The organism is Haloarchaeobius baliensis, assembly GCF_052060055.1.
Lineage (GTDB): Archaea > Halobacteriota > Halobacteria > Halobacteriales > Natrialbaceae > Haloarchaeobius > Haloarchaeobius baliensis.
Map to the genome: position 1 here is coordinate 89,370 of NZ_JBPPFR010000003.1, position 19,357 is coordinate 108,726.

16 protein-coding genes are annotated in these 19,357 nt (G+C 60.7%); 12 read left to right on the top strand and 4 right to left on the bottom strand.

Annotation, left to right across the window (positions count from 1 at the left end; genetic code table 11):
• Positions 1-26: 26 nt before the first annotated feature.
• Genes ACSG06_RS17325 through ACSG06_RS17335 form a run of 3 tightly spaced genes read right to left on the bottom strand, consistent with a single transcriptional unit; the run spans position 27 to position 3,599 of the window.
• Entirely contained in the window at positions 27-530 is a 504-nt protein-coding gene (locus ACSG06_RS17325; protein WP_440991543.1) for a hypothetical protein, read from the bottom strand.
• Positions 527-3,076 (bottom strand): hypothetical protein, encoded by a 2,550-nt coding sequence (locus tag ACSG06_RS17330; protein WP_440991544.1) that lies wholly within the window; start codon positions 3,074-3,076, stop codon positions 527-529. The genes ACSG06_RS17325 and ACSG06_RS17330 overlap by 4 nt, the downstream gene beginning before the upstream one ends.
• Positions 3,060-3,599, bottom strand: coding sequence for a hypothetical protein (locus ACSG06_RS17335; RefSeq protein WP_440991545.1), 540 nt, complete (start codon positions 3,597-3,599; stop codon positions 3,060-3,062). The genes ACSG06_RS17330 and ACSG06_RS17335 overlap by 17 nt, the downstream gene beginning before the upstream one ends.
• Before the next feature lie 356 nt (positions 3,600-3,955).
• Between ACSG06_RS17335 and ACSG06_RS17340 the strand changes: the two genes are divergently transcribed.
• The 11 genes from ACSG06_RS17340 to ACSG06_RS17390 all read left to right on the top strand — a co-directional run bounded on the left by ACSG06_RS17340 (position 3,956) and on the right by ACSG06_RS17390 (position 15,968).
• Positions 3,956-4,561, top strand: a complete 606-nt coding sequence (locus ACSG06_RS17340; RefSeq protein WP_440991546.1) for a hypothetical protein — start codon at positions 3,956-3,958, stop codon at positions 4,559-4,561.
• Complete coding sequence (locus tag ACSG06_RS17345) at positions 4,561-4,815, top strand: hypothetical protein (protein WP_440991547.1); 255 nt, start codon at positions 4,561-4,563, stop codon at positions 4,813-4,815. The genes ACSG06_RS17340 and ACSG06_RS17345 overlap by 1 nt, the downstream gene beginning before the upstream one ends.
• Complete coding sequence (locus ACSG06_RS17350; protein ID WP_440991548.1) at positions 4,812-5,333, top strand: hypothetical protein; 522 nt, start codon at positions 4,812-4,814, stop codon at positions 5,331-5,333. Before ACSG06_RS17345 ends, ACSG06_RS17350 begins: the two co-directional genes overlap by 4 nt.
• The gene (locus ACSG06_RS17355) at positions 5,326-6,903 is read left to right on the top strand and encodes a cell division protein CdpA domain-containing protein (protein WP_440991549.1); all 1,578 of its coding nucleotides are present in this window, start codon (positions 5,326-5,328) and stop codon (positions 6,901-6,903) included. The genes ACSG06_RS17350 and ACSG06_RS17355 overlap by 8 nt, the downstream gene beginning before the upstream one ends.
• A complete protein-coding gene (locus ACSG06_RS17360) occupies positions 6,900-9,221 on the top strand; it encodes a VirB4 family type IV secretion system protein (RefSeq protein ID WP_440991550.1) in 2,322 nt (773 codons plus the stop codon). The genes ACSG06_RS17355 and ACSG06_RS17360 overlap by 4 nt, the downstream gene beginning before the upstream one ends.
• A complete protein-coding gene (locus ACSG06_RS17365; RefSeq protein ID WP_440991551.1) occupies positions 9,221-11,098 on the top strand; it encodes a hypothetical protein in 1,878 nt (625 codons plus the stop codon). The genes ACSG06_RS17360 and ACSG06_RS17365 overlap by 1 nt, the downstream gene beginning before the upstream one ends.
• 301 nt (positions 11,099-11,399) lie before the next feature.
• Complete coding sequence (locus ACSG06_RS17370) at positions 11,400-12,995, top strand: ATP-binding protein (protein ID WP_440991552.1); 1,596 nt, start codon at positions 11,400-11,402, stop codon at positions 12,993-12,995.
• A gap of 459 nt (positions 12,996-13,454) precedes the next feature.
• On the top strand, positions 13,455-14,537 hold the full coding sequence (locus ACSG06_RS17375) for a replication factor A (protein ID WP_440991553.1): 1,083 nt from the start codon (positions 13,455-13,457) through the stop codon (positions 14,535-14,537).
• A 5-nt stretch (positions 14,538-14,542) separates the two neighbouring features.
• Positions 14,543-15,340, top strand: coding sequence for an RPA family protein (locus tag ACSG06_RS17380; protein ID WP_440991554.1), 798 nt, complete (start codon positions 14,543-14,545; stop codon positions 15,338-15,340).
• 2 nt (positions 15,341-15,342) lie between these two features.
• A complete protein-coding gene (locus ACSG06_RS17385) occupies positions 15,343-15,720 on the top strand; it encodes an HNH endonuclease (RefSeq protein ID WP_440991555.1) in 378 nt (125 codons plus the stop codon).
• Positions 15,717-15,968 (top strand): hypothetical protein, encoded by a 252-nt coding sequence (locus ACSG06_RS17390; protein ID WP_440991556.1) that lies wholly within the window; start codon positions 15,717-15,719, stop codon positions 15,966-15,968. Before ACSG06_RS17385 ends, ACSG06_RS17390 begins: the two co-directional genes overlap by 4 nt.
• Positions 15,969-16,029: 61 nt before the next feature.
• On the opposite strand, the gene ACSG06_RS17395 is transcribed toward ACSG06_RS17390, so the two are convergent.
• Positions 16,030-16,824 carry a hypothetical protein gene (locus ACSG06_RS17395; RefSeq protein ID WP_440991557.1) on the bottom strand — a complete coding sequence of 265 codons (795 nt, stop codon included), beginning with the start codon at positions 16,822-16,824 and terminating at the stop codon, positions 16,030-16,032.
• Positions 16,825-17,679: 855 nt separating this feature from the next.
• On the opposite strand from ACSG06_RS17395, the gene ACSG06_RS17400 reads away from it, so the two are divergent.
• Positions 17,680-19,110 (top strand): Cdc6/Cdc18 family protein, encoded by a 1,431-nt coding sequence (locus ACSG06_RS17400; protein WP_440991558.1) that lies wholly within the window; start codon positions 17,680-17,682, stop codon positions 19,108-19,110.
• Positions 19,111-19,357: the final 247 nt, after the last annotated feature.

Sequence of the window (19,357 nt, forward strand, 5' to 3'; positions counted from 1 at the left end):
AGTCTGTAGTTATGGAGGTGAGACGGTCAGAGGAGAATCCATGCGAGCGTGCTGAACACGTTGCCGCCGATACTCGCCCCGACGAGCGTGAGACCGATGACGATACCCCGCCGCCCTCGGGCGTTGGCGAGCGAGTCGCGGCTGCCGAATGCCCACCAGGTCATCCCGATGATGAAGACGGCGAGGCCTAGCGCTTCAAGTGCGAGACTGAGGGCAGTGGCGAGTTGTGAGATCGAGCTTGCCTGTGGACCCGTGACCGCGCCGTATGGCCAGCCGGCGGGGAGGAATCGAGACCCCAAGATGAACACGAGGACATCATAGAGGACGTCGAGGCCTGTGATGGCGACGAACCCGCTTGCGCCGCCGACAGCCATCCCCCGGTAGCGGTCCATCGAGCGGGCGTCCTTTGAGGCGTAGAACCATCCTATCACGCCGACCACGAGTGCGATGAGCATCCCGTAGCGCCCGAGTACCTCTGCGATCTGGTAGATGCGGAGGAAGGGCTCGACGAAGCCGCCGACGCTACTCATGCGTTCTTCCCTCCGCCGCGTTTAGTCGTGCGGCGGCGCATCCGCACGTACCAGAACGCGAAGATACCGAGGGCGAGCCACTCGACGAAGAGGAGTGTGTTATTGATTGCCCCGGAGATGTACTCGCCGACGGTGCCGGCGGCTACGAAGGCAACGTCTCCCGGTGGAAGGAGATACAGGATGCTGTCACCCTTGTAGTATGGGTTGTCCGGGCCGGTGTCCCATACATCGCCGTCGTACCTGGCTCGGAGGGTCATCCCGTCCCACGTAACTGAGGCACGCCCCTCAGAGTCGGTGGTGACGGTCCAGTTCGTCGCGTCTGCTTGGGTGACGGTGATGGTCTTGTTGTCGAGGAAGTTGCTGTTCGTATCGGTCAAGATGAGTGTGCCCTCGTGCCCTTCGCCGGTGGGTGAGCGATCTATCTCCATCAGCCGAAGGACGGTTGGAGAGTAGGGTTTAGTGGAGACGTTGAGTTGGTCGTCGAGACTGCTTCCGAAGGGGTTGTCGGCGGTCGCCGTGGCCGTCTCGCCAGTTTCGAGGTCGTTGGAGTTGAGGGTCACGACGTACTGCGTGTAGAGTTCGGTTGGTGCGTCGTTGTCCGTGTCGCTGACGCCGGCAGGGAGCGGTGCTCCACCGGGTCGCGCTGCGACTTGCGTATCGACAGTTCGGAGGTAGCCCCAGCGTTGGGTTTCGACGGAGTCCTGTTGACGTGGGAACTCCATCGTGACGTTGGCGACGCTCGTCTGATAGTGGTAGATGGCTGGCCAGCGGTCGCCGTGCGTGTGGGTTACGTCGTGTGTGTTCGATCCGCTTGCCGTCCGGACTTCGACCGCGTCGTTCCGTGAGACGCCGTAGAAGCGCCACGGTGAATCGATATTGACGACTTTCCCGTTGACGTCAACCTGAATCTGTCTCCACGGGTCGTGGGGAAGGTCCTGGTCGCCCGTCCACGTGATGAGCAGTCGGTCGTCGCCTTCACCGTCAATGTGAACGACGCTGATGTTGAGATTGGGCGAATCGAAGTCGGTGATCGTCACAGGGACGCTGTATTGCGTCGTGTGAGTGTACGTGCTCGTACTGGATTTCGACCATTCGTTGCACCGCGAACTCGTGATGCCCCAGCGACTTTCGACCTCGCTGGTCACCCGGAGCGTGGCGGTGAGGGTGTATTCCCCTCGGGGGTATTCGAGGGGCATACTCGACGGGTCTTCGATAGCAATCCAGGTTGTGTCACCGAATTTCGCCCAGTCGGATTCACCGCTGAATCCGGGGCGGTCGAGCTGGACAGAGGTGACTTCCGCACTAGAGTTGATGAGTTCGTACTCGGCCCACTTCGTCCGGTCGTAGTAGTGCCAGTGGGTACTTGTGTGCGTGTGCGTAGAGTTATCGTGGGTGTGCGTTCGGCGGTGGATGTGCTTTATCTTACACTGGTCGTCGTAGCTGTAGTCCGGCGGTGCGATGGCTCGGTGGTCGAACGGGACGTAGGCTCCCCGCGTGGGGGTTCCGCCCACGACGTAACTATCGCGATACCAGACGCCACCGAAGACGTGGTTGATGCCGACCCACGCATCGCGGACGGTGTCGAAGTTCGACTGCCCCCACTGTCGGGACATACTCGCGCCATCGCTGGTCGGATAGAGTGCTCGGCCATTCACCGTCGGGATGGCGACCAGGTCGGAGTCTTGGGCGTACCGCGAGTACTGGCCGGCGGCGTGGAGGTTTCGGTCTATCGTGTTCGAGTAGTACGCGGTGTGGATGAGCGCTTCCTCTGGGTTTGCCACGTAGAGTTCCTCCGTGCTACGGTCCCACCTGACCTCGGCATTATAGACGGGTTGCCACTCACCGTATTGGCTGGTGACGCGGACGAACCACTTTCCATCGGTGCTCGTCGGGCCGTCATAGGTGTTGTTGCCGTGGACAAGGAGGAACTGCGTCTCCTGGTAGGAGGTGATATCGGCATAGCGCGTCCACCGATCTCGATACGGTGCGGCTTGGAAATCGCTGAGGTCTCTGATGTAGAGGTCTTGCGTCGCGACGTATCGGAGTGTCTGTGAGGGTGATTGCGATTTGGCTTGGAGCTCGACCGGCCCGTATGGATAGTCGTTCTCGAAGTAGCCGTCGTAGGAGATGTCACTCGGGTCGACGTCGTCGTCGTTGTTCGCGAGGATACGGTAGGTATCGTCGTAGGACTTCTCGACACCGGGGTCGGGGGACGGGATTGCGGTGATAGCCCCCAGGCCAGCGGCGGCGACGCTGACGGACGCGAGCAGGAGCGATCCCACGAGCGCTATCGTAATGCACGCGTGGATGTGCTGTGCGTACCGCCCGTCGGTGCGCTTGAGCCGGGGAAGACTGAGACGTCGCTCGGAGAGTCCGGTTCGGAATGCGCGACCAGCCGACGTGACACGCCCTCCCAGCGTGGTGTCGTCCTGGTGCGCTCCGGTCCCAGTCCCGGTCTTGGTCTTTGACTCGTCCTCGGCCTCGGGGTCGACCCGTTGACTGTCAACGTCGGCCCCCTTCCGGGGGGAGTCAGCCTGAGAGGACATGGTCAAGCAGGCGGATGAAGACGGGGAAGGCGAAGCCGATAATCGAGATGACGATACCTGTGGTCGCCATCATGAATCCGCGCCGTCGGTTGTTCAGAGAGGGGCTGATGAAGTACGCGATGATGCCGACAATCATCGTGATGAGGCCACTCCACTTGAGGAGGGTTCCGACCCAGCCGGGGACCCTGATTGCATCTTTCAGCTCGGCAACGAGCGTGCTGAGGTCCGTGCCGGATTGTAAGGGAAGGACCAAAGCTCGCTGTACATCTGGGGTCGAGTGGAGTGCGTCCGAGTAGAGTACTTGTGCACGCGTAAGCGTCTGTATGAGGTTGAGGTTATTGCCGAGTCGAAAACCGCCAGATCCAAAGCCGAATCCGAGAGGTTGGAGCGGGCCGCCAGCTGCTCGAAGCGACGGGGCCACCGAGGAGGCCGCGTCGATGGCTGTGCTGGGTAGTGAGAGAGGCCCGGCGAGGATGAGCCACCGGCTGGCGACCTCGATGGCCTCTGGCTGTAGTGCTATCATGGGGAGGGTGTTCTCTCCACGCACCGTCTGGTGTAGCGACGGTGGTGTTTGGTACAGCACGGGAGGCCGTCTGCGGGTAAATACCCTCTTCGGTCACATCGGATGTGGTGCTACAGGGACCACATTGAATGTAGAAATGTGGGCTTGATAACATCTTAAGGTTGGCTGGCTTACGGATGCCGATGGAAAGTCCCGGTCATAACCAGTCGGTCGCTCGCAATTCGAGCGACTGCTCGCCCGCCCGAGAGGGGCGCGAGTCCGCGGAGCGTCTCGAAGACGCTCGGTGGGACTCGCGACGCTCCGGAGAGCGCCATCCGGGACTCTGTCCACAATCCAAACAACGGGAACACCCTCCTATGCCTGAAATCCAAGTTGATTGGCACTCTCAACAGGAGGCCGACCGCCTACGCGATCTCCGTGACCGACACGGGATGGTGTGGCGCGGCGTCCTGCTCGAGGGGGCTAAACACGCAGAAAGTGTAGATTTGCTTAAGGCGCTCACAGAGCTCCACCCAGCACTCGCGACAACTCTCCCCAACCCGACCGGGGACGGCGCGGCCCCGAGCCGGTCGGAGCTGACCGAGGAGTTGCGAGAGCAGATTCGTGAGCGACAGCGCATCCGATCGACGGCAGAGATCCCACTCTCTGCGTTCGATGATGAAACGGACGCCGACACGCAACGACAGCGTGAGGGCGACATCGAGAGCGACCCTACTCCCGAAGTAGCGGGCGTGAAGGCACAGCCGTCGCGTGTTGATGCCGACCGAGCGCGGGCGTACAAACAGTGGGACGTACAGGAAACCCGTGCCCTCGAAGACGGCGAGGTACTCCATCTCGATGCACATGCGGACGTGCGAGATGTGCTTCGTCACGAAGGGCGAGAGGCCGATCACCCCGAGGACGAACTCGAGGAGTGGGAGGTCTATGACGACTATCTGTACGATTACGACGGTGACTACTGATGGCGGGGAGTACCCGGATCAGAATCACGTCCCAGGAGGAGTACGAATGGCTCGACTCCGTTCGTGTAAAGTACGGACTCACCTGGCGTGGGATGCTGTTAAAGGCCGAGCAGCGGTTGCTCGCCGCCGAACGTTACTGGCCGGAAGAGTTCCAGACACCAGAGCACCTTCGCGCGGGCGGCGTCGCCGGCGTTGCGAGTGACGCCGATGTTGAAAGGGACGCGTCGGCAGAGACCGACGAGGTGGTTGGATGAGCAAGGACGTCCCGATGGCGTCGCATTTGCTTTCCTCGAAAGTGTTCGGCGTCTCGGCCCGGAAGTTGGCTGAGTCGTTGGGTCCGCCGCTCATCGTCCCAATCATCCTCTACGCGATTGGATTACCGCTCCTGGTCACGACGCCGTTCGTGATTCTCGGGGGCATCGCTGGAATCGTTATCTACACACGGACGCCGGAGGGGCAACGCCCGATTCGGTATGCAGCAGCAATGGCTCGCCACTTCCGAGGGCGGACAGAGTACCTCTGGAAGCCTCCCGAGGCTGGTGACCACGATATCGCCTCGCGTGAGCCCTTCGAGGGCTGGATCACGGAGCGGCCAGACCCGGCGGCGACCGAGAGTGAGAGTGTGAGTGAGAACGAGGGCGGGAACGAGAGTTTCCGCTCGGATACTGTGGACAGAGAATTGACGGTGAATACGGATTCGGATTCGGATGCTGGGCCCGCTTCGGAGTGGCCCGCTGCGACGACAACGCTCGGAGAGACCTACAATGACTGAATACGAAGAGGCCGGTTCGACGCTGGACCTCATAGACTTCAAGAATGTCCGTGACGGCGGTGTCGTAGAAACGCCAACGACGTACGCGATGCTCATGCGGGTCCAGCCCCGCGAGTGGCTCATCCTCTCAGAGGAACGCCGGGAGAGCCTCTACTTGTCGTTCATGACGTTCCTTCGCGGGCTACAGTTCCCGACGCAGATCCTCTCGGTGACGACTGCGTACGATCCTGAGCCCTACTTGGGACGTTTCGAGAACGTCGACCGCCCGCTCATCGGGACGAGCGAGGACGGGGCTGACGAAGAGGACGCGCTCGACGAGTCGCCGCTGATGGATTACGGGCGACAGTATCACGCTGAGTGGCTGCGGAACGTCGTCGACGTCGCGGAGATTCCTGACCGCGATTTCTACGTCGCGGTCTCGGTCGCGAAGGATGGAGAGGCCGACGATGGCGTCATGGCCCAACTTCGTGGGTTCCTGCCGGGTGGGAACGATGTCGAGACGGACAGCGAGACGGAAGCCGCGTGTCTCGAAGAAGTGAAAGCCCGCGCCCAGCGTGTGGCCTCGAAACTCCCGCAAACGCAGGTGAAAACGGAACTGCTCGACACGCGAGCGTCTGTCTTGGAAGTCCTCTATGAGGTCTATCACGGGCAGAAGCCACCGATTTCGTTCACGCAGGGCAACTACACGCGTCCGGACGACCGCGCCCAGGATGTTGCTGACGCGGCCTACGATGTCGAGGCGGCGGCCCAGGCGGAAGCGAACGAGGATGGCGACTTCAAGTTCGACCGTATCTCCGAGAAGTACCCCGAGATTGAGATTGAGTCGGATGCCGACCCACTCGCGGCCGTCGGTGATGGTGGCTATGCCCACCCCGAGTTCGTCGAACGGGTGGCGAGCTCGCGTATCCTTCGCTGGTACGCACGGAATATCGGGCCGGTTGGCCACGGTCCCCGCCCGGTCGTCCCGCGAGCCATCTACGCTGGAGTCTTCGTCGGCCTACTGAGTTTCCTCCTCGGCGCCGTGGCGCTGGGGGGATTCGTGTGGTCGATGGAAGTTCCCCAACGCGGGTCAGACATCTACTGGCTGGCTCGAACGGCTTCGTTCGCGACTGGCGCGGTGAGCCTTCCGGCCTTCCTGTTGAGCCTCGTCGTGCTCTTCCCCTCGGGACGAAAGACGAAGGCGCTCTCGCTGGTCGGCCTCGGCGTGGTCGGCTATGCGATCAGCCTGTTCCTCGAGGCGTACCCCTATGAGTGGGACTCGAATGCGGCTGTGACGACGCTCACGGTCGAAGTGTACGCGGCTGGACTGGCCGCGTTACTGCTCTGTGTCGCCCTCGCAGTTCGGTCCCGGCAGAAGGTGGACCTCTCGAATCTCACCACGCTGCCTGTCGGTGGCGTCGACGGCGAGATGGAGCTTGACCCTCGCACCGACGGCGGCTGTACAGAGGTAGACACTGACGAAACGAACGGCGACGCGGTTGCTGACGACCCGCTCACGGCGGCGGACGCGGACACGGACACGGACGCGGAAGTGGACACGACGGTCGAGCGAAACGAGGCAGACCAATGAATCCCCTACACAGACTCCTCGGGCGAGACAATACCGAGGATGACGAGACTGAACGGATCCCGATTGACGACCTCACGGGCGAGGAGACGCAACTCGCACTCGAGTATTTGAATCTGCTCGACCGGGACGCAACTCGGAAGAACATCGAGTGGGCGGCCTACCAGTTACAGGCCGAAGAACTCCCGTTGGTCTCAGCCATCGAATCCCTCGAAGAGCGCGGGAAACTCGACAAGAAGCTCGTCGCGCCCCGTGCGATGGAGCGCTACCCCGAGTTCCAGATTCGCAACGAGAAGGTGACGCAGATTATGACCGTCACGGGCTTCCCCCGGAAGGTCAATCTCGGCTGGCTCGTCCCGCTGACGATTGCGGACGTCGACCTTCGACTGTCGTTCCACATCACGCCGCGTAACCCCGCGAAGACTCGCCAACAACTCCAGCGACGCTACACGCAAACGACGACGTCGCTGGCGCTCAAGAGTCGCAAGGGCCGGACAGACACTCACCAAGACGAACTCGAACGCGAAGACCTCCTGCGCATCCTTCAGGACGTGGTTCGGGGGACGACGAAGGTGTACGACATCGCAATCTACATGGAGTTGATCGCGGATTCCCACGAGGAACTCGACGAGATGCGCGAGCGCGTCGACACCATCCTCGCCGAACAGGATGTCGAGACGACCGTCCTTCGCCACCAGCAAATCGAGGGTAACGGGACAATTGTCCCGCTCGCGACGGACACTATCAAGAACGTCCACCCGATTCAGTTGGAAGCGCTGGCGACGCTGTTCAACCTCGTCGAGCCGCCGATTTACGACGCGGACGGCATCATGATGGGGTTCGACGACACGAGTCGGCCGGTCATCATCGACCGCTATGCACACTCCGGGTACGGAATGGTCATCTCGGGGAAGACGGGGTCGGGGAAGTCCTACGCCCGGAAGCTCGAGATTTACCGACGCTTGCTGGCGGACCCGACGGTCCAGTGTGTGCTGTTCGACCCAGCGGGTGACGACTATCCGTTCTTCGCGGAGAAGCTGGGCGGGGAAGTCATTCGCTTCGGCGGCGCACAGAAGGTGAACCCGATGGATATCGAACCGCCGTCGGGCGACCTCGGTGCGGCCGAGGATACCTACCCGCTGACGGTTCGCTCGGTCGTGGAGATGCTGAACACGCACTACGAAGACCGGGGCGGCCTCCCCGCTGCGGAAGAGGGAATGCTGATCCAGGCGGTCCACTACGCGTATCTCTCGAAGGGGATTGTCCTCGGTGAATACGAGACGTACGCGAACGAGTCGCCTATCATCGACGATCTCATCCGGGGCGTCGAGGTCATCACTCACGGTGGCTATGAGGCGGCGCTCGAGGAGGGCCTCGTCGACGAGGCCGAGTTCGAGCACTTCTGTGAGATGGGCGTGCTCTCTGAGGAGGGCGAGCCAATCACGGACGCCGGGATTTCGGTCCCGATGGCGGTGTTCACGCCCTCGGAAAAGCACCAGGAGGTCGCGAAGTCCCTGGAACCCAAATTTGAGTCGTTCAAGCCAGGCGGTATCAACTACAACCTGAACGGGACGACGAACCTCGAGTTGAACTCGCGGCTGGTCGTGATGGACATGAGTTCCTTCGCGGACACGGGCGAGATGCCGCTCATCCTCCACGCGATGTTGCAGTGGGCGTACCTCGAGGCCAAGCGGTCGCCGAATCGCTTCGACGTGACGTTCGACGAGGCCCACTATCTGTTGGGTCGGGAGTCGACGCGGGATCTCATCAACCTCTTCATCCGCCACGCCAGGCACTACGATGCCGGGCTGACGCTGATGAGTCAGACCGCACACGAGTTCCTGCGGACGGAAGAGCGCCGCGAGATTTACGAGAACTGTGACATCAAGATGCTGTTCTATGCGCAGTCGGTCTCGGACGCGACGAAGGAGTACTTCGACCTCTCGCCGGCTGAAGTGAAGTACCTACAGTCAGCCCCGCGAGGGCAGGAATCCGGGTACTCTGGCTGTCTGTTGTCGACGACGAAACACGGTCGTCGCCGGCTCGAGGTTCACTCTGGTGACTTTGAGCACTACATGATCGACAACAACCTCGACCCGTGGACGTACATCGAGGAGCGCGAGGGAACGCGCCGCCCCGAAGATGCCGGACCGGTCGAGTCCGAGCTGGACCTGACTGATATGCCGGACATCACGAACCGCGAGTTGGATATGCAACTCTCTGGTGAGTTCGCACAAGACCGGGCCGCAGCAGAGCCGTCGCCGGGATCGGACTCCGTCGATGGGGCTGTGGCGGACGTCCCAGCGTCTGGTGAGCGCTGATGGACCCCACGCTACTGGTCCTGATGGTTCCGCAGCTCGCGGTGGGGTCGGTAGTGCCGCTCCAGATTCTCGGCCCCGATTCGGTCGCAGAGGCAATCTGGGGATGGCTTATTGATACGCTCAATACGGCAGCGTCAGAGATGTCGTCGGCGCTCACTGACGAGCTCCTCAAGGGTCTCCTGAAGGTCCCGAACCCACACGGTTCGACGGCGGCGAACGGAGCGTGGACTGGGATATTCGAGATTTCGCTCGTCTTGCTCCCGATAATGATCGCGTTGGCGCTCATCGCGTGGCCGTTCAGTGAGGACCGCGAGTCCGGGTTGATGGACCTCGTGGTCCGGACGGTGATGGTGCTGTTGTTCATCGGGATTTCCCAGCCTGCCTGGGGATTCGCGATCGACGCGACGAATGCCGTCACGATGGCGATTCTGAACCTCGACCCCGACCCGGGAGTAGCGAACTATGGGTACGGTAACGGTCTCGTCGGCGCACCCACGACGTTCGCCACGTGGACGCTGAAGTTCATCGTCTCGATAGTCGCCGCGATTCTCGCGGTGCTGTCGCTCCTACTGGCGTTGTTCTTCCTGCTACTGCGCTGGTTCATGATTTGGATGGCCTACATCGGGACGCCGTTTTTCGCGGTCGTCTGGTTCGTGGGCCGTGGTCCATTCAAGTCGGTGGGGAGCGTCGGAGCGACGTTCATGCGGATGGGCGTCTTTGCGCTGTTAGCCGGCCCGATCATCGCCATCATCGTGTTGGCTTTCCAGGTGATCGAACACGGTGGTATCCTCCAGGCCACGGGCGGGAGTTCCGATAGCGCCGGGGCGATGATTCAGAATGTCGCTGGCGAAACCGGCCTGATCTTCGCCGAACTCGCGTTGATGCTGCTCTTCCCAGTTGTGCTCATCGTGGCGATCTGGAAGCTCATCTCGTGGGCGGGCCAGCCCATCGGGGTTGGTGAGGCGGCAGCAGTCGCGACGATGGCTGTCACGGCCGCTGTCGGCGGCGCCGTCGCTGGCGCGGCCGGTGGTGCGGCTGCTGGTGGGTCCGGTGGTGCGGCCTCCGGTGGCGCATCAGGCGGTGCATCGGGCGGTAGCGCGGCGGGCGGTTCGAGCGCGGCGGCCTCGGGGTCGGGAGCGACCGCGGGGAGTGCCGGCAGTGCGAACGTCGGGGCCGGCGGGTCCGGCCTCTCGAGTCGCATGACAGCGCGGGCGAAAGGCGCTGTCAGCAGCGTCAAGCAGAGCGCACACCAGCAGGCGACCAAGCGTATCGGCCACTACGGGACGTCGGGGAAGTTGGACTCGGCACAGGCCTCGTTGTCTGAGGCGCAAACCGACCACAAAACCGCGTCGTCGCAGGCGAAGTTCATCCAGAACGCGATGGCGAACGAGGAAATGGACATGGCCGAGGCCAAGAAACAGGGTTTCCTCGACGCCGAGCCGATGGAGAACCAGAAGCCGGAGTTCAAGACCGACCCCGATACCCTCGACCGGAAGATAACGTATATGGGGACGGATGGAGCGAGTCGCTCGGTCAACCTCTCGCAGAAGTTCCGGGCGGCAAAGGCCGACCAGCAGGATGCCAGCGAGCGCATCACGACCGCAGAGAGCAACATCGCAACGAATGCTGCACGGAACCGCCGTGTGGAGACCGGCAAGAAGGGCGTGAGAACCGGGAGGAAAGCAGGGACGTTCACGGCGAAGACTGGCGCGGCCGCGATGATCGGCGGGGTTGGTGGCAACTCCTATCTCGCGTATTCCGCGGGCCGCCGGGCTGGTGGGCCGATGATCGGCTCGAATGGCTCGGAGTTCGGGAAAGCAGTGGGCGGCCAGAGCAAGCCACCCAAGCCCGACGATGGAAACGGGCCGGAGGTCTAGACTCAGCACAGAGTCGAGAGGGCTCTGAGCCGCTTTGTCTTCGCTCTCGCGGAGATTTAAATACGGGCATGGGGCTAAGAGGTGTGTGATTCAGAGGGACCGTCACGCGATGCTGCGAGGGCCACAGACGGACCGTGGATTCATCTCGCGTGATCGCAGTCGGCCCTCTCGTCGATTTACACCATACAAAATCGCATCACCTCCGAACCCGCCTTCGGGCGACGCATAGCCACTCACCCATCGACATCACCAACAACAAACCATGTCACCACCATATTACGGGGACCTCGCCACTGGAACTGTGGCAATCATCATCCTCGACCTTGCATACGTCTACGTCCGCCCCCGCTTACCGACCCCCGACGGCGGTCGTCGCGAGCGCGCACTCGAAGCGGCCACTGTCGCACTTCTCGTCTCCGGCTGGGGATTGCTCGCGTATCCGGCTTTGTTCACTCCAGCGTGGCACGGAGCAGCGGGAATCGCGATGTACGGACTCCTCACGGTTCCTATCGTGGGTGTCCTCTTCTTCCTCGGGAAGCCGCTCATCCCGCCGATTGGAGCTGGCGGTGTAGTATTCATCCTAATGGTGATCGGACTCGCATTCCTGAATATGCTCCTCCCGGGGACCAACGGGGGGAGAGAGCTCTCGAATCTCCTGTCTGCACCGTTCCTGCTCGCTATCCCGGTTGGCCTCTTCATCGGCGTGTACGTTGTAGGGATCCTCCAACAGGAGATTGCTGAGGACGACGAGCCAGAGTATGACCCAATCGGCTTCGCAGGGGGACCGACCTCTGAGACGCCGGACCCGAACAGCACGGGCAGTCCGTCCTCGAACACCTCTCCCTCGTCCCACACGCCGAATCCGCCGAAGCGCGTCTCGATTGACGAAGTCCCACAAGACCTTCGAGAACAATTCCAGCTCGGGGATTCGTCTCCTACAGAACGAATTCCGCTGGAGGAGTACCGCTATGACTGGCGATATTCAGAGACATCGTTCGACAATATCGGCGGCTACTACGACCTGAAGGACGCCCTCCGCGAAGACGTGCTCAAGCCACTCCGAGCGGCTCAGCGAGGAGATGATCGCTACTCACGATTCGGTATCGAACCGGAGCGCGGCATCCTCCTGTATGGGCCTCCGGGGACAGGGAAGACGATGTTCGCAAGAGCGCTCGCCGGAGAACTAAACATCCCGTTCGTGGAGCTGTCGCCGGCGGACGTAACGAGTATGTGGGTCAACGAAAGCAGCGACCAGGTCAAGACGCTGTTCAGCGAGGCCGACGGGATCGGGCAGTGTATCATCTTCCTCGACGAGGCGGAACATCTCTTCGGCGCTCGCGAACACACCGCCAAGAGTGCCCACGCCGAAGACCGGAAGGTCACGAGTGAGTTCCTTGCGCAACTCACGCGGGATGACCGCGAGGCGATTGTGGTCTCGGCGACGAACCGACCGGGAGATATCGACCGGGCGATTCTCCGACCAGGCCGCCTGACGGCACACTTCGAGGTTGGCCTCCCCGACGAAGAGGCCCGCCACGCGATACTCATGACTCATCTCAAGGACATACCCTCGAGAGTGTCGGGCGATGAGTTCGCGGCGCTGGCCCGTCACACAGGCGGGTTGACTGGCGCTGATCTCGCCAATCTCGTCGGTCAGGCTCGCCGGAGTGCGGCATACCGGGACGCAAGCGCGGTCACCCGCGAGGACTTCCCCTCAGAGGATGCTCTCGAGGAGCTGTCGGTAGAGTTAGCAGCAGCGAACGAGACGGGCGAACTCCCAGACGCCGACGACGGGTCGGATACTGAGACTACCGACTCGCCGGAAGCGAAAGCGGGCGTGCGAGCGGATGATGAGGGGGATTCCGGACCCGACGGCCCTGCTCGCGGCTACCAGTAGGGAAGACGCTCTCTCACGAGGCCGGGGACCCGCAATGGCGGTGACGGGATTTCTGTGGCGGAGCAGCGCGAGGGCGGCCAGGGGGTTTAGTCCTACGCAACAACTGAACCGGCTACTGACTTCACTCTGTTGCGTAGGAATCATTGGCTCGCTGTTCCCCGCCCGGCGGCTCTGTTCGCGACGTCGGGGGTCCCTCGGTTCGCATACTCCCCCACCAACCGCTGTGCAACGGTCGGTGGCAGTACGGTACTCCGGCGTGGCTGGCAACGAGGCCACGTATCGCGATGATTCGATTTCGTCATCGACTTCACTTCGATAGAGGGGGTGTGTCCGCATTCGTGGCTCGTGACGCTCGGTGGAGATATGCGGGATTGTGGGGAATAGCGACGAAAATCGCCCGATTACGCCCGATTTCGCTGTCTCGGTTTATACCGAGATAGAGCGTATAGTTGAGTGGACATGAACACCCTCCGTGAAGACGCCCAACTACTCCACGAGCAGGTGGCCCCCCACCTCTCGGACGACCAAGCAGATGACTACGACGTCGACGCTCTCGAGACACTGTTCGACTGCTACGTGAACACGTATCGAGTGCCGAGAAACGCGGCCTTCGACAGCGTCCGTAACCACGTCCTCAAAGAGGCGGATGTGGATACGGAAGCGTTCTGGGCCTCACTCCGAGGCGGCGACCAGGGAACGACCGAGGAACCGCTTCCGCTCGCCGAGTGTACGGCTGACGGCGCGTGGGTGACGGTGCGAGCGAAGATCGTCGAGCTCTGGGACCCTCGCGAAGACTCGATCCACCAAGTCGGCCTCATCGGTGACGAATCTGGCCGGCTCAAGTTCGTCGCGTGGGCCAAGTCGAACCCGCCTGTCCTCGAGGAAGGCACGACGTACACGTTCAAAGACGTCGTCGTCGACGAATACGACGGGAACTACTCGCTCAAGATCAACTCGCGTAGCGAAATCATCGAACACGCCGCTGACAGTCCGGAGACAATCAGTTCGGTCGGAACGATGACGACGGTCTATGATGGCGTCTTCGTCGCGATGCAGAGTCAATCGGGGCTCATCAAGCGGTGCACAGACCCGGAGTGTACGCGCGTGATTCAGCAGGGGGAGTGCAGCGAACACGGTTCGAACGAAGGTGAGTTCGACCTCCGAATCAAGGGCGTCCTCGACGACGGGGAATCCGTCCAAGAGTGTCTGTTCACGGCCGGAATGACAGAAGTCGTGACCGGTATCGATCTGGAGGAGGCGATGCAGCTGGCGTCGGACGCGCTCGACATCAGCGTGGTCGAACGCCGACTCACTGATCTACTCATCGGGCGTCGCTACTCGGTCGAAGGGCCGATCCTCGGTCGGTATCTGCTCGTCGGCGAAGTTTCAGAGACACCGAACCGGGCGTTCGCTCAGGGCTACCACGATGCGGTTGATGACCTGCTTTCTGAGTACGGCTATGATGGGCCGGGCCTGACGGCCGAGAACATCGAGGATCTCCCGCAGACCTATGACGCGCCGGTCGCGGCAAGAGGGAACTAAGACCAATGGCAGCAGCAGACACCACCCCCCAGCAGACGGACGTACCGACTCGCGAAGTCGCCAAGCGCGTCTTCGCCGCAGAGCTGAACACGGCGACCTACACGTTCAGAACCTCACAAGATGAGCGCGCCCCGGTCTACGTTGCGCTCCCGACGGGCGAGCGGGCCAACCGCATCTGTATCGCGGGGACGGTCACGGATATCGAGGACGTCGGAGAGAGCGCAGAGTACCTCCGCGCTCGCGTCGTCGACCCGACCGGGACGTTCTGGGTGTACGCTGGCGAGTATCAGACAGACGCGCTCAAGCAACTCAAAAAGGTTCAGGCGCCGGAGTTCGTCACGATCGTCGGCAAGCCACGGACCTACAAGACTGACGACGGGTCGGTGAACGTCTCGGTTGTTCCCGAAGACGTCGGCGTGATCGACCTGGAGACGCGGAACGCGTGGGTGTACGAAACAGCGGCGCGGACGCTCGAGCGCGTTCACTCTGCGCGGGAGACATCTCCGAAAGTAGCAGCACTTGCTCGCGAACAGTACGGCCACGATGGGTCGTCGTTCGCGCACGTCGCGGCGTTCGCCCTCCAGGACCTCCTCAATATGAGCGGTCACGACGCGGTGAGCGGGACGAGCCTCGACGAAGAGGCGTTCGAGAGGCGTCTGCTTGAAGTCGAGTCTGAGGACTCGGCTGAATCTTCGGGCGACGACGTCGACGACGCTGCGGATCTCGAGAACGAGTCGCTGTCACCGGAGGAGCTGGGGAAGCAACTCGGTGACCCATCCGGCGTCGACAGCGAATCCGATTAGTCATGTTCGGACGGCGTTCCGGAATCAACGGTCGGTTTGATGACCCGCGAGCTCACGACGGGAAGTACCCGCCGGACTGGGATGCTCGGCGGAAGGCGGTCTATGAGCGCGATAATTATACCTGCCAGCAGTGTGGGCGACGGAGTGGTCCCCACGCCGGTGATGGTGGAGTCGTGTTGCACGCTCATCACCGGCAGTCGCTTCGTGACGGTGGCTGGCATCATCTCGGGAATTTGGTGACGGTCTGCCAGTACTGCCATGACGGGATTCACGGTCACCCGACGGGGAGTGGCTACGGAGTGGGTGGGTTCAACGGGCTGCGCGTCCTTCGAACGGCCGGCCGAGCCTTCCTACGAGGCCTCCGGTGGGTGCTGCGATGACCGAGACGATGACCGCGATGTCCGATAGGAAGCTGGGCGTCCTGGGTCTGAGCGTCGTAGTCCTGTTCGTGGGCGCGGTGCTCGTCTGGTATTCGTATCAGTTCACGGTCTGTCTCCTCGGCGGCGTGGGACCGAATCCCCCCACGGGGACGTGTGCACCGAATATTCGCTTTTTCGTCCCAGGCGTCATCGCGATAGTCGCCGGCGGTGCCGGACTCGTGTATAGTCTCGCCTCGAGATTCGCGTAGGAAGACACCACAGAATCCAATTCAGGATTCTCGACTGAGTCGTGAACTGGTTCTCGCTATGTCAGGCGACGCGTGTGCCGCCAGGGAGTGGCACAGTTCGTGGGCCGGGTTCTGCCATCACGATGTCGTCGTGGGGTGCTGACCGGACGGCGAAGGTACAGCCGACGACGGGGTCGAGTTCGTTCATCAGTCCCGGTTCCATCCGGTAGTAGGCGAACGCGAGTTCTGCAATCTGTTGTATCTCGGCGCGCATTACTTGCGAGTGTATCCCGGGAAGGAGTTGGTCTTCGTCGAGCGAGGAGATTGTGAAGTCGATATCGAGGACTTCGTCGATGTCGGTATCGACGAACCCATATCTTGGGCGTCTGTTCTCGTTCTCGTTCCTATCCCCGGCTCCGTCGGGGTCGTCATCGGTGACGTTCTCGTGGGCTCGCTGCGAGTAGTCGTCGTCGACGCCAAACGATGAGGGCGACATTGGGTAGGGGTGTCCCGTGGCGGGGCCCTCGAACTCGGGCATAGCGATGCCGATAGCGTCGGTGAGGATGGTGTTCGCGTAGGGGCCGCTGAAGAACAGCAGGTCGCCGAGTCGGTTGTGCCCAGTGACGCGGTCGACATCGAGGACCTCGAAGCGTTCGGCTTGCGGCACGAGCTGGTCGAAGAGGAAGTGGCCGTCGTTGGCGGCGGAGATAGCGAGTTGAAACTCATCGAGAGCTCGAGCGACGGTGGTGACGTACTCGGGAGGGTATCCGAGGTCGGTCACGGCGTGGTAGATGTTCGTGGCGGTGACGGGGGAGTATAGGGGTGTGGTGGATGGCGAATCGGTGTCGAACGGGTCGGTTGGAGTAGGGGCGGTCATCGGCGAGCGGTCTAGCCGCGTAATCGCTTATAAACCTCAGCAGGGCAGAAAACTCGAACCAGAGTGGGAAGGTTGTCGGAAGTGATGTCGATCAAGGTCGGACACCCCCACCCCTTTTTCGAGTTGTAACGGACAGCGATGACACGGGGAGAGAAGCTGTCGAACACGACGAGAACACCAAGGACGAACGGGAGAGGTCGTCAGAGTGCGGTTCTCAGAGGTTAACCACGATCCCCTCATCACTCACGGATACGTAAGCAAGCTTACGTTTCGTTCGTAGGTATTGTCTAGTGCGGTTGTGGTATGCTACCGTACTACATAAAGTTTTGCTTTATTGTAGTACACTTTTGAAAATGGGCGATACAGTGTTTGTAACCGCTGGAATCGTAGAATACAGCCTGTTCGAGCCGCAACGCGGCAGTGGCCCCCCACCCCCCCTCGTTCTGTTACAACTCGAAAAAGGGGTGGGGGTGTGGGTTGATTCCTCGAGGACGCTCCTGGTCTCCACCGAGTACTGTCCGTGGTTTGCCCTGTGATCCTGTCCTCAAGGCTCGTGTGGAACTCGTTCTTCATATTCTCACCATTTGATACAATCGTCCATCGTATAATTCTCAAAACTGTGTTAGAGGCTCCCAATCCGTTACAACTCGAAAAAGGGGTGTGTCTCTATATTCTATTCTATCTTTGACAAGACGTTACAACTCGAAATAGGGGTGTGCCGCTCCGTCGACAGCGGTTCGAGCCTGGAAAAGAAGAGATAGCCGACTCAGTCACTCCATCGGTTGAATCTTCGCGTTTACAAATCGAAATCGGTGGCCTTCAATTATTTATACTAGGCCTACAGAGGATGGAGACATGGGTGATGGACCGCCGGATATAGATATTCAGACGGAACAGTCTGGTTCTATAGACGAAGTTCCGAGAGATGGGGGGAGCAATTCTGACGGGTCCGACACCAGTCAATCTACGTTCGATGACTCGGGGAGCGGCATCTCGATCATGGATGAACTCCAATCCGAATCTGTCGAAACTGTCTTCGAGAACAAGGATCTGGTTCGCCCCGACACCATCATCGACGAAGATCGAATCGTTGGTCGCGATGACCAGCTGAAGACCGTCATCACGAATCTAAAGCCCGCACTCCAGGGTCAGGGGATTCCGGATATGTTGTTGACCGGACCGTCTGGAACCGGGAAGTCGCTGATTATCCACGCAGTCTGTAAGAAAATCGTCGAGCTGAGCGAGGCTCAGGGAATGCGGTTCGGTGTGTTTTCGATAAACTGCGAGGGACCCGGCACCACCAGTCGCGCTGTCTATCGTCTGATCCAGGAAGCGACGATGAATATCGAGGAGGAACCTGGTGTTCCTGAGAGTGGTGTCTCGACAGACCAGAAACTCGAGCGCCTCTGGGAAATCATGCGCGAGCACTACGATGGCGTCATCTTCGTTCTCGACGAAATCGACATGCTCGATGGTCCATACTCTGAACCAGAATACAATTCGCTTCTCTACCAGTTGTCGCGAGCTCGCGATCTCGGTCGCTTTGATGGCCCCGTCTCTGTGACTGCGATTACGAACTACGTCGATTTCATGTCTGATCTCAACAGCCGCGCAAATAGCTCGTTCAATCCTGACGAGATTTTCTTCGAGGATTACGATGCGACCCAGCTCCGACATATCCTCCGAAACCGCGAAGACGCATTCAAACAAGAAGCTCTCGCGAGTGACGTCGTTCCGCTCGTGGCTGCGTTCGGCTCGCAAACCCATGGTGATGCACGGAAAGCTATCGACCTGCTTCGGTGGTCCGGTGAATTAGCCGATAAACAGGGGGATGAACGGGTATTGGAAACCCACGTCCGGACTGCTCAGGAACGATACGACTCCGATCGCAAATTGCGACACATCGGCGGGCTATCGACTCAAAAGAAGCTCTGTATTTTCGCCGTGGCTGCAACGGACTATTATTCAAATGTGAGTGTCGACTGGATCCCCGCTGGCCCTTCCTACAGTCTCTATCAGTACGTCTGTGACGTCCTCGATACGGACTCCTATGGACGAGAAACCTTCGTCAATCACGTCACTGAGCAGGCGACCTACGGTATCCTCGAGTTTGACCGACGTGGTCGTGGGAGGGGCAAAGGTATCCACATGCACTTTGATCTCGCCGAGGACCCCGAGTCAATTATGGAACGAATACTGGAGGATGACCGCTTCTCAGAGTTAGAGCGCGAAGAGGAGATGATGCGATCGGTCGCCAAGTCGCAGATGAACTCGTTCCTGAACTGATGCGCGATTGCGAACTCTCCCCCACCCTCCGGTGTTTACAACTCGAAATAGGGGGGTCATCGGACAATACCCTTCGATAGTCATGCCGAATGTCGCGTTACAACTCGAAATAGGGGTGTCCACCACCATGTCCGCTGTTCTTGTGGGTGTCCTCTTCGCTTACAACTCGAAATAGGGGGGTGGTCCTTCGAGCAGGTTAGCGATTCAACCCTTCCGCTGATTCTCATACCCCTTTGTTTCTACTCGA

Bases quoted from the DNA above. Each gene is read 5' to 3' on its own strand.
- ACSG06_RS17375 (WP_440991553.1), top strand. From the start codon at position 13,455: ATGAACACCCTCCGTGAAGACGCCCAACTACTCCACGAGCAGGTGGCC.
- ACSG06_RS17325 (WP_440991543.1), bottom strand. From the start codon at position 530: ATGAGTAGCGTCGGCGGCTTCGTCGAGCCCTTCCTCCGCATCTACCAG.
- ACSG06_RS17360 (WP_440991550.1), top strand. From the start codon at position 6,900: ATGAATCCCCTACACAGACTCCTCGGGCGAGACAATACCGAGGATGAC.
- ACSG06_RS17340 (WP_440991546.1), top strand. From the start codon at position 3,956: ATGCCTGAAATCCAAGTTGATTGGCACTCTCAACAGGAGGCCGACCGC.
- ACSG06_RS17380 (WP_440991554.1), top strand. From the start codon at position 14,543: ATGGCAGCAGCAGACACCACCCCCCAGCAGACGGACGTACCGACTCGC.
- ACSG06_RS17345 (WP_440991547.1), top strand. From the start codon at position 4,561: ATGGCGGGGAGTACCCGGATCAGAATCACGTCCCAGGAGGAGTACGAA.
- ACSG06_RS17330 (WP_440991544.1), bottom strand. From the start codon at position 3,076: ATGTCCTCTCAGGCTGACTCCCCCCGGAAGGGGGCCGACGTTGACAGT.
- ACSG06_RS17395 (WP_440991557.1), bottom strand. From the start codon at position 16,824: ATGACCGCCCCTACTCCAACCGACCCGTTCGACACCGATTCGCCATCC.
- ACSG06_RS17385 (WP_440991555.1), top strand. From the start codon at position 15,343: ATGTTCGGACGGCGTTCCGGAATCAACGGTCGGTTTGATGACCCGCGA.
- ACSG06_RS17350 (WP_440991548.1), top strand. From the start codon at position 4,812: ATGAGCAAGGACGTCCCGATGGCGTCGCATTTGCTTTCCTCGAAAGTG.
- ACSG06_RS17365 (WP_440991551.1), top strand. From the start codon at position 9,221: ATGGACCCCACGCTACTGGTCCTGATGGTTCCGCAGCTCGCGGTGGGG.
- ACSG06_RS17335 (WP_440991545.1), bottom strand. From the start codon at position 3,599: ATGATAGCACTACAGCCAGAGGCCATCGAGGTCGCCAGCCGGTGGCTC.
- ACSG06_RS17400 (WP_440991558.1), top strand. From the start codon at position 17,680: ATGGGTGATGGACCGCCGGATATAGATATTCAGACGGAACAGTCTGGT.
- ACSG06_RS17390 (WP_440991556.1), top strand. From the start codon at position 15,717: ATGACCGAGACGATGACCGCGATGTCCGATAGGAAGCTGGGCGTCCTG.
- ACSG06_RS17355 (WP_440991549.1), top strand. From the start codon at position 5,326: ATGACTGAATACGAAGAGGCCGGTTCGACGCTGGACCTCATAGACTTC.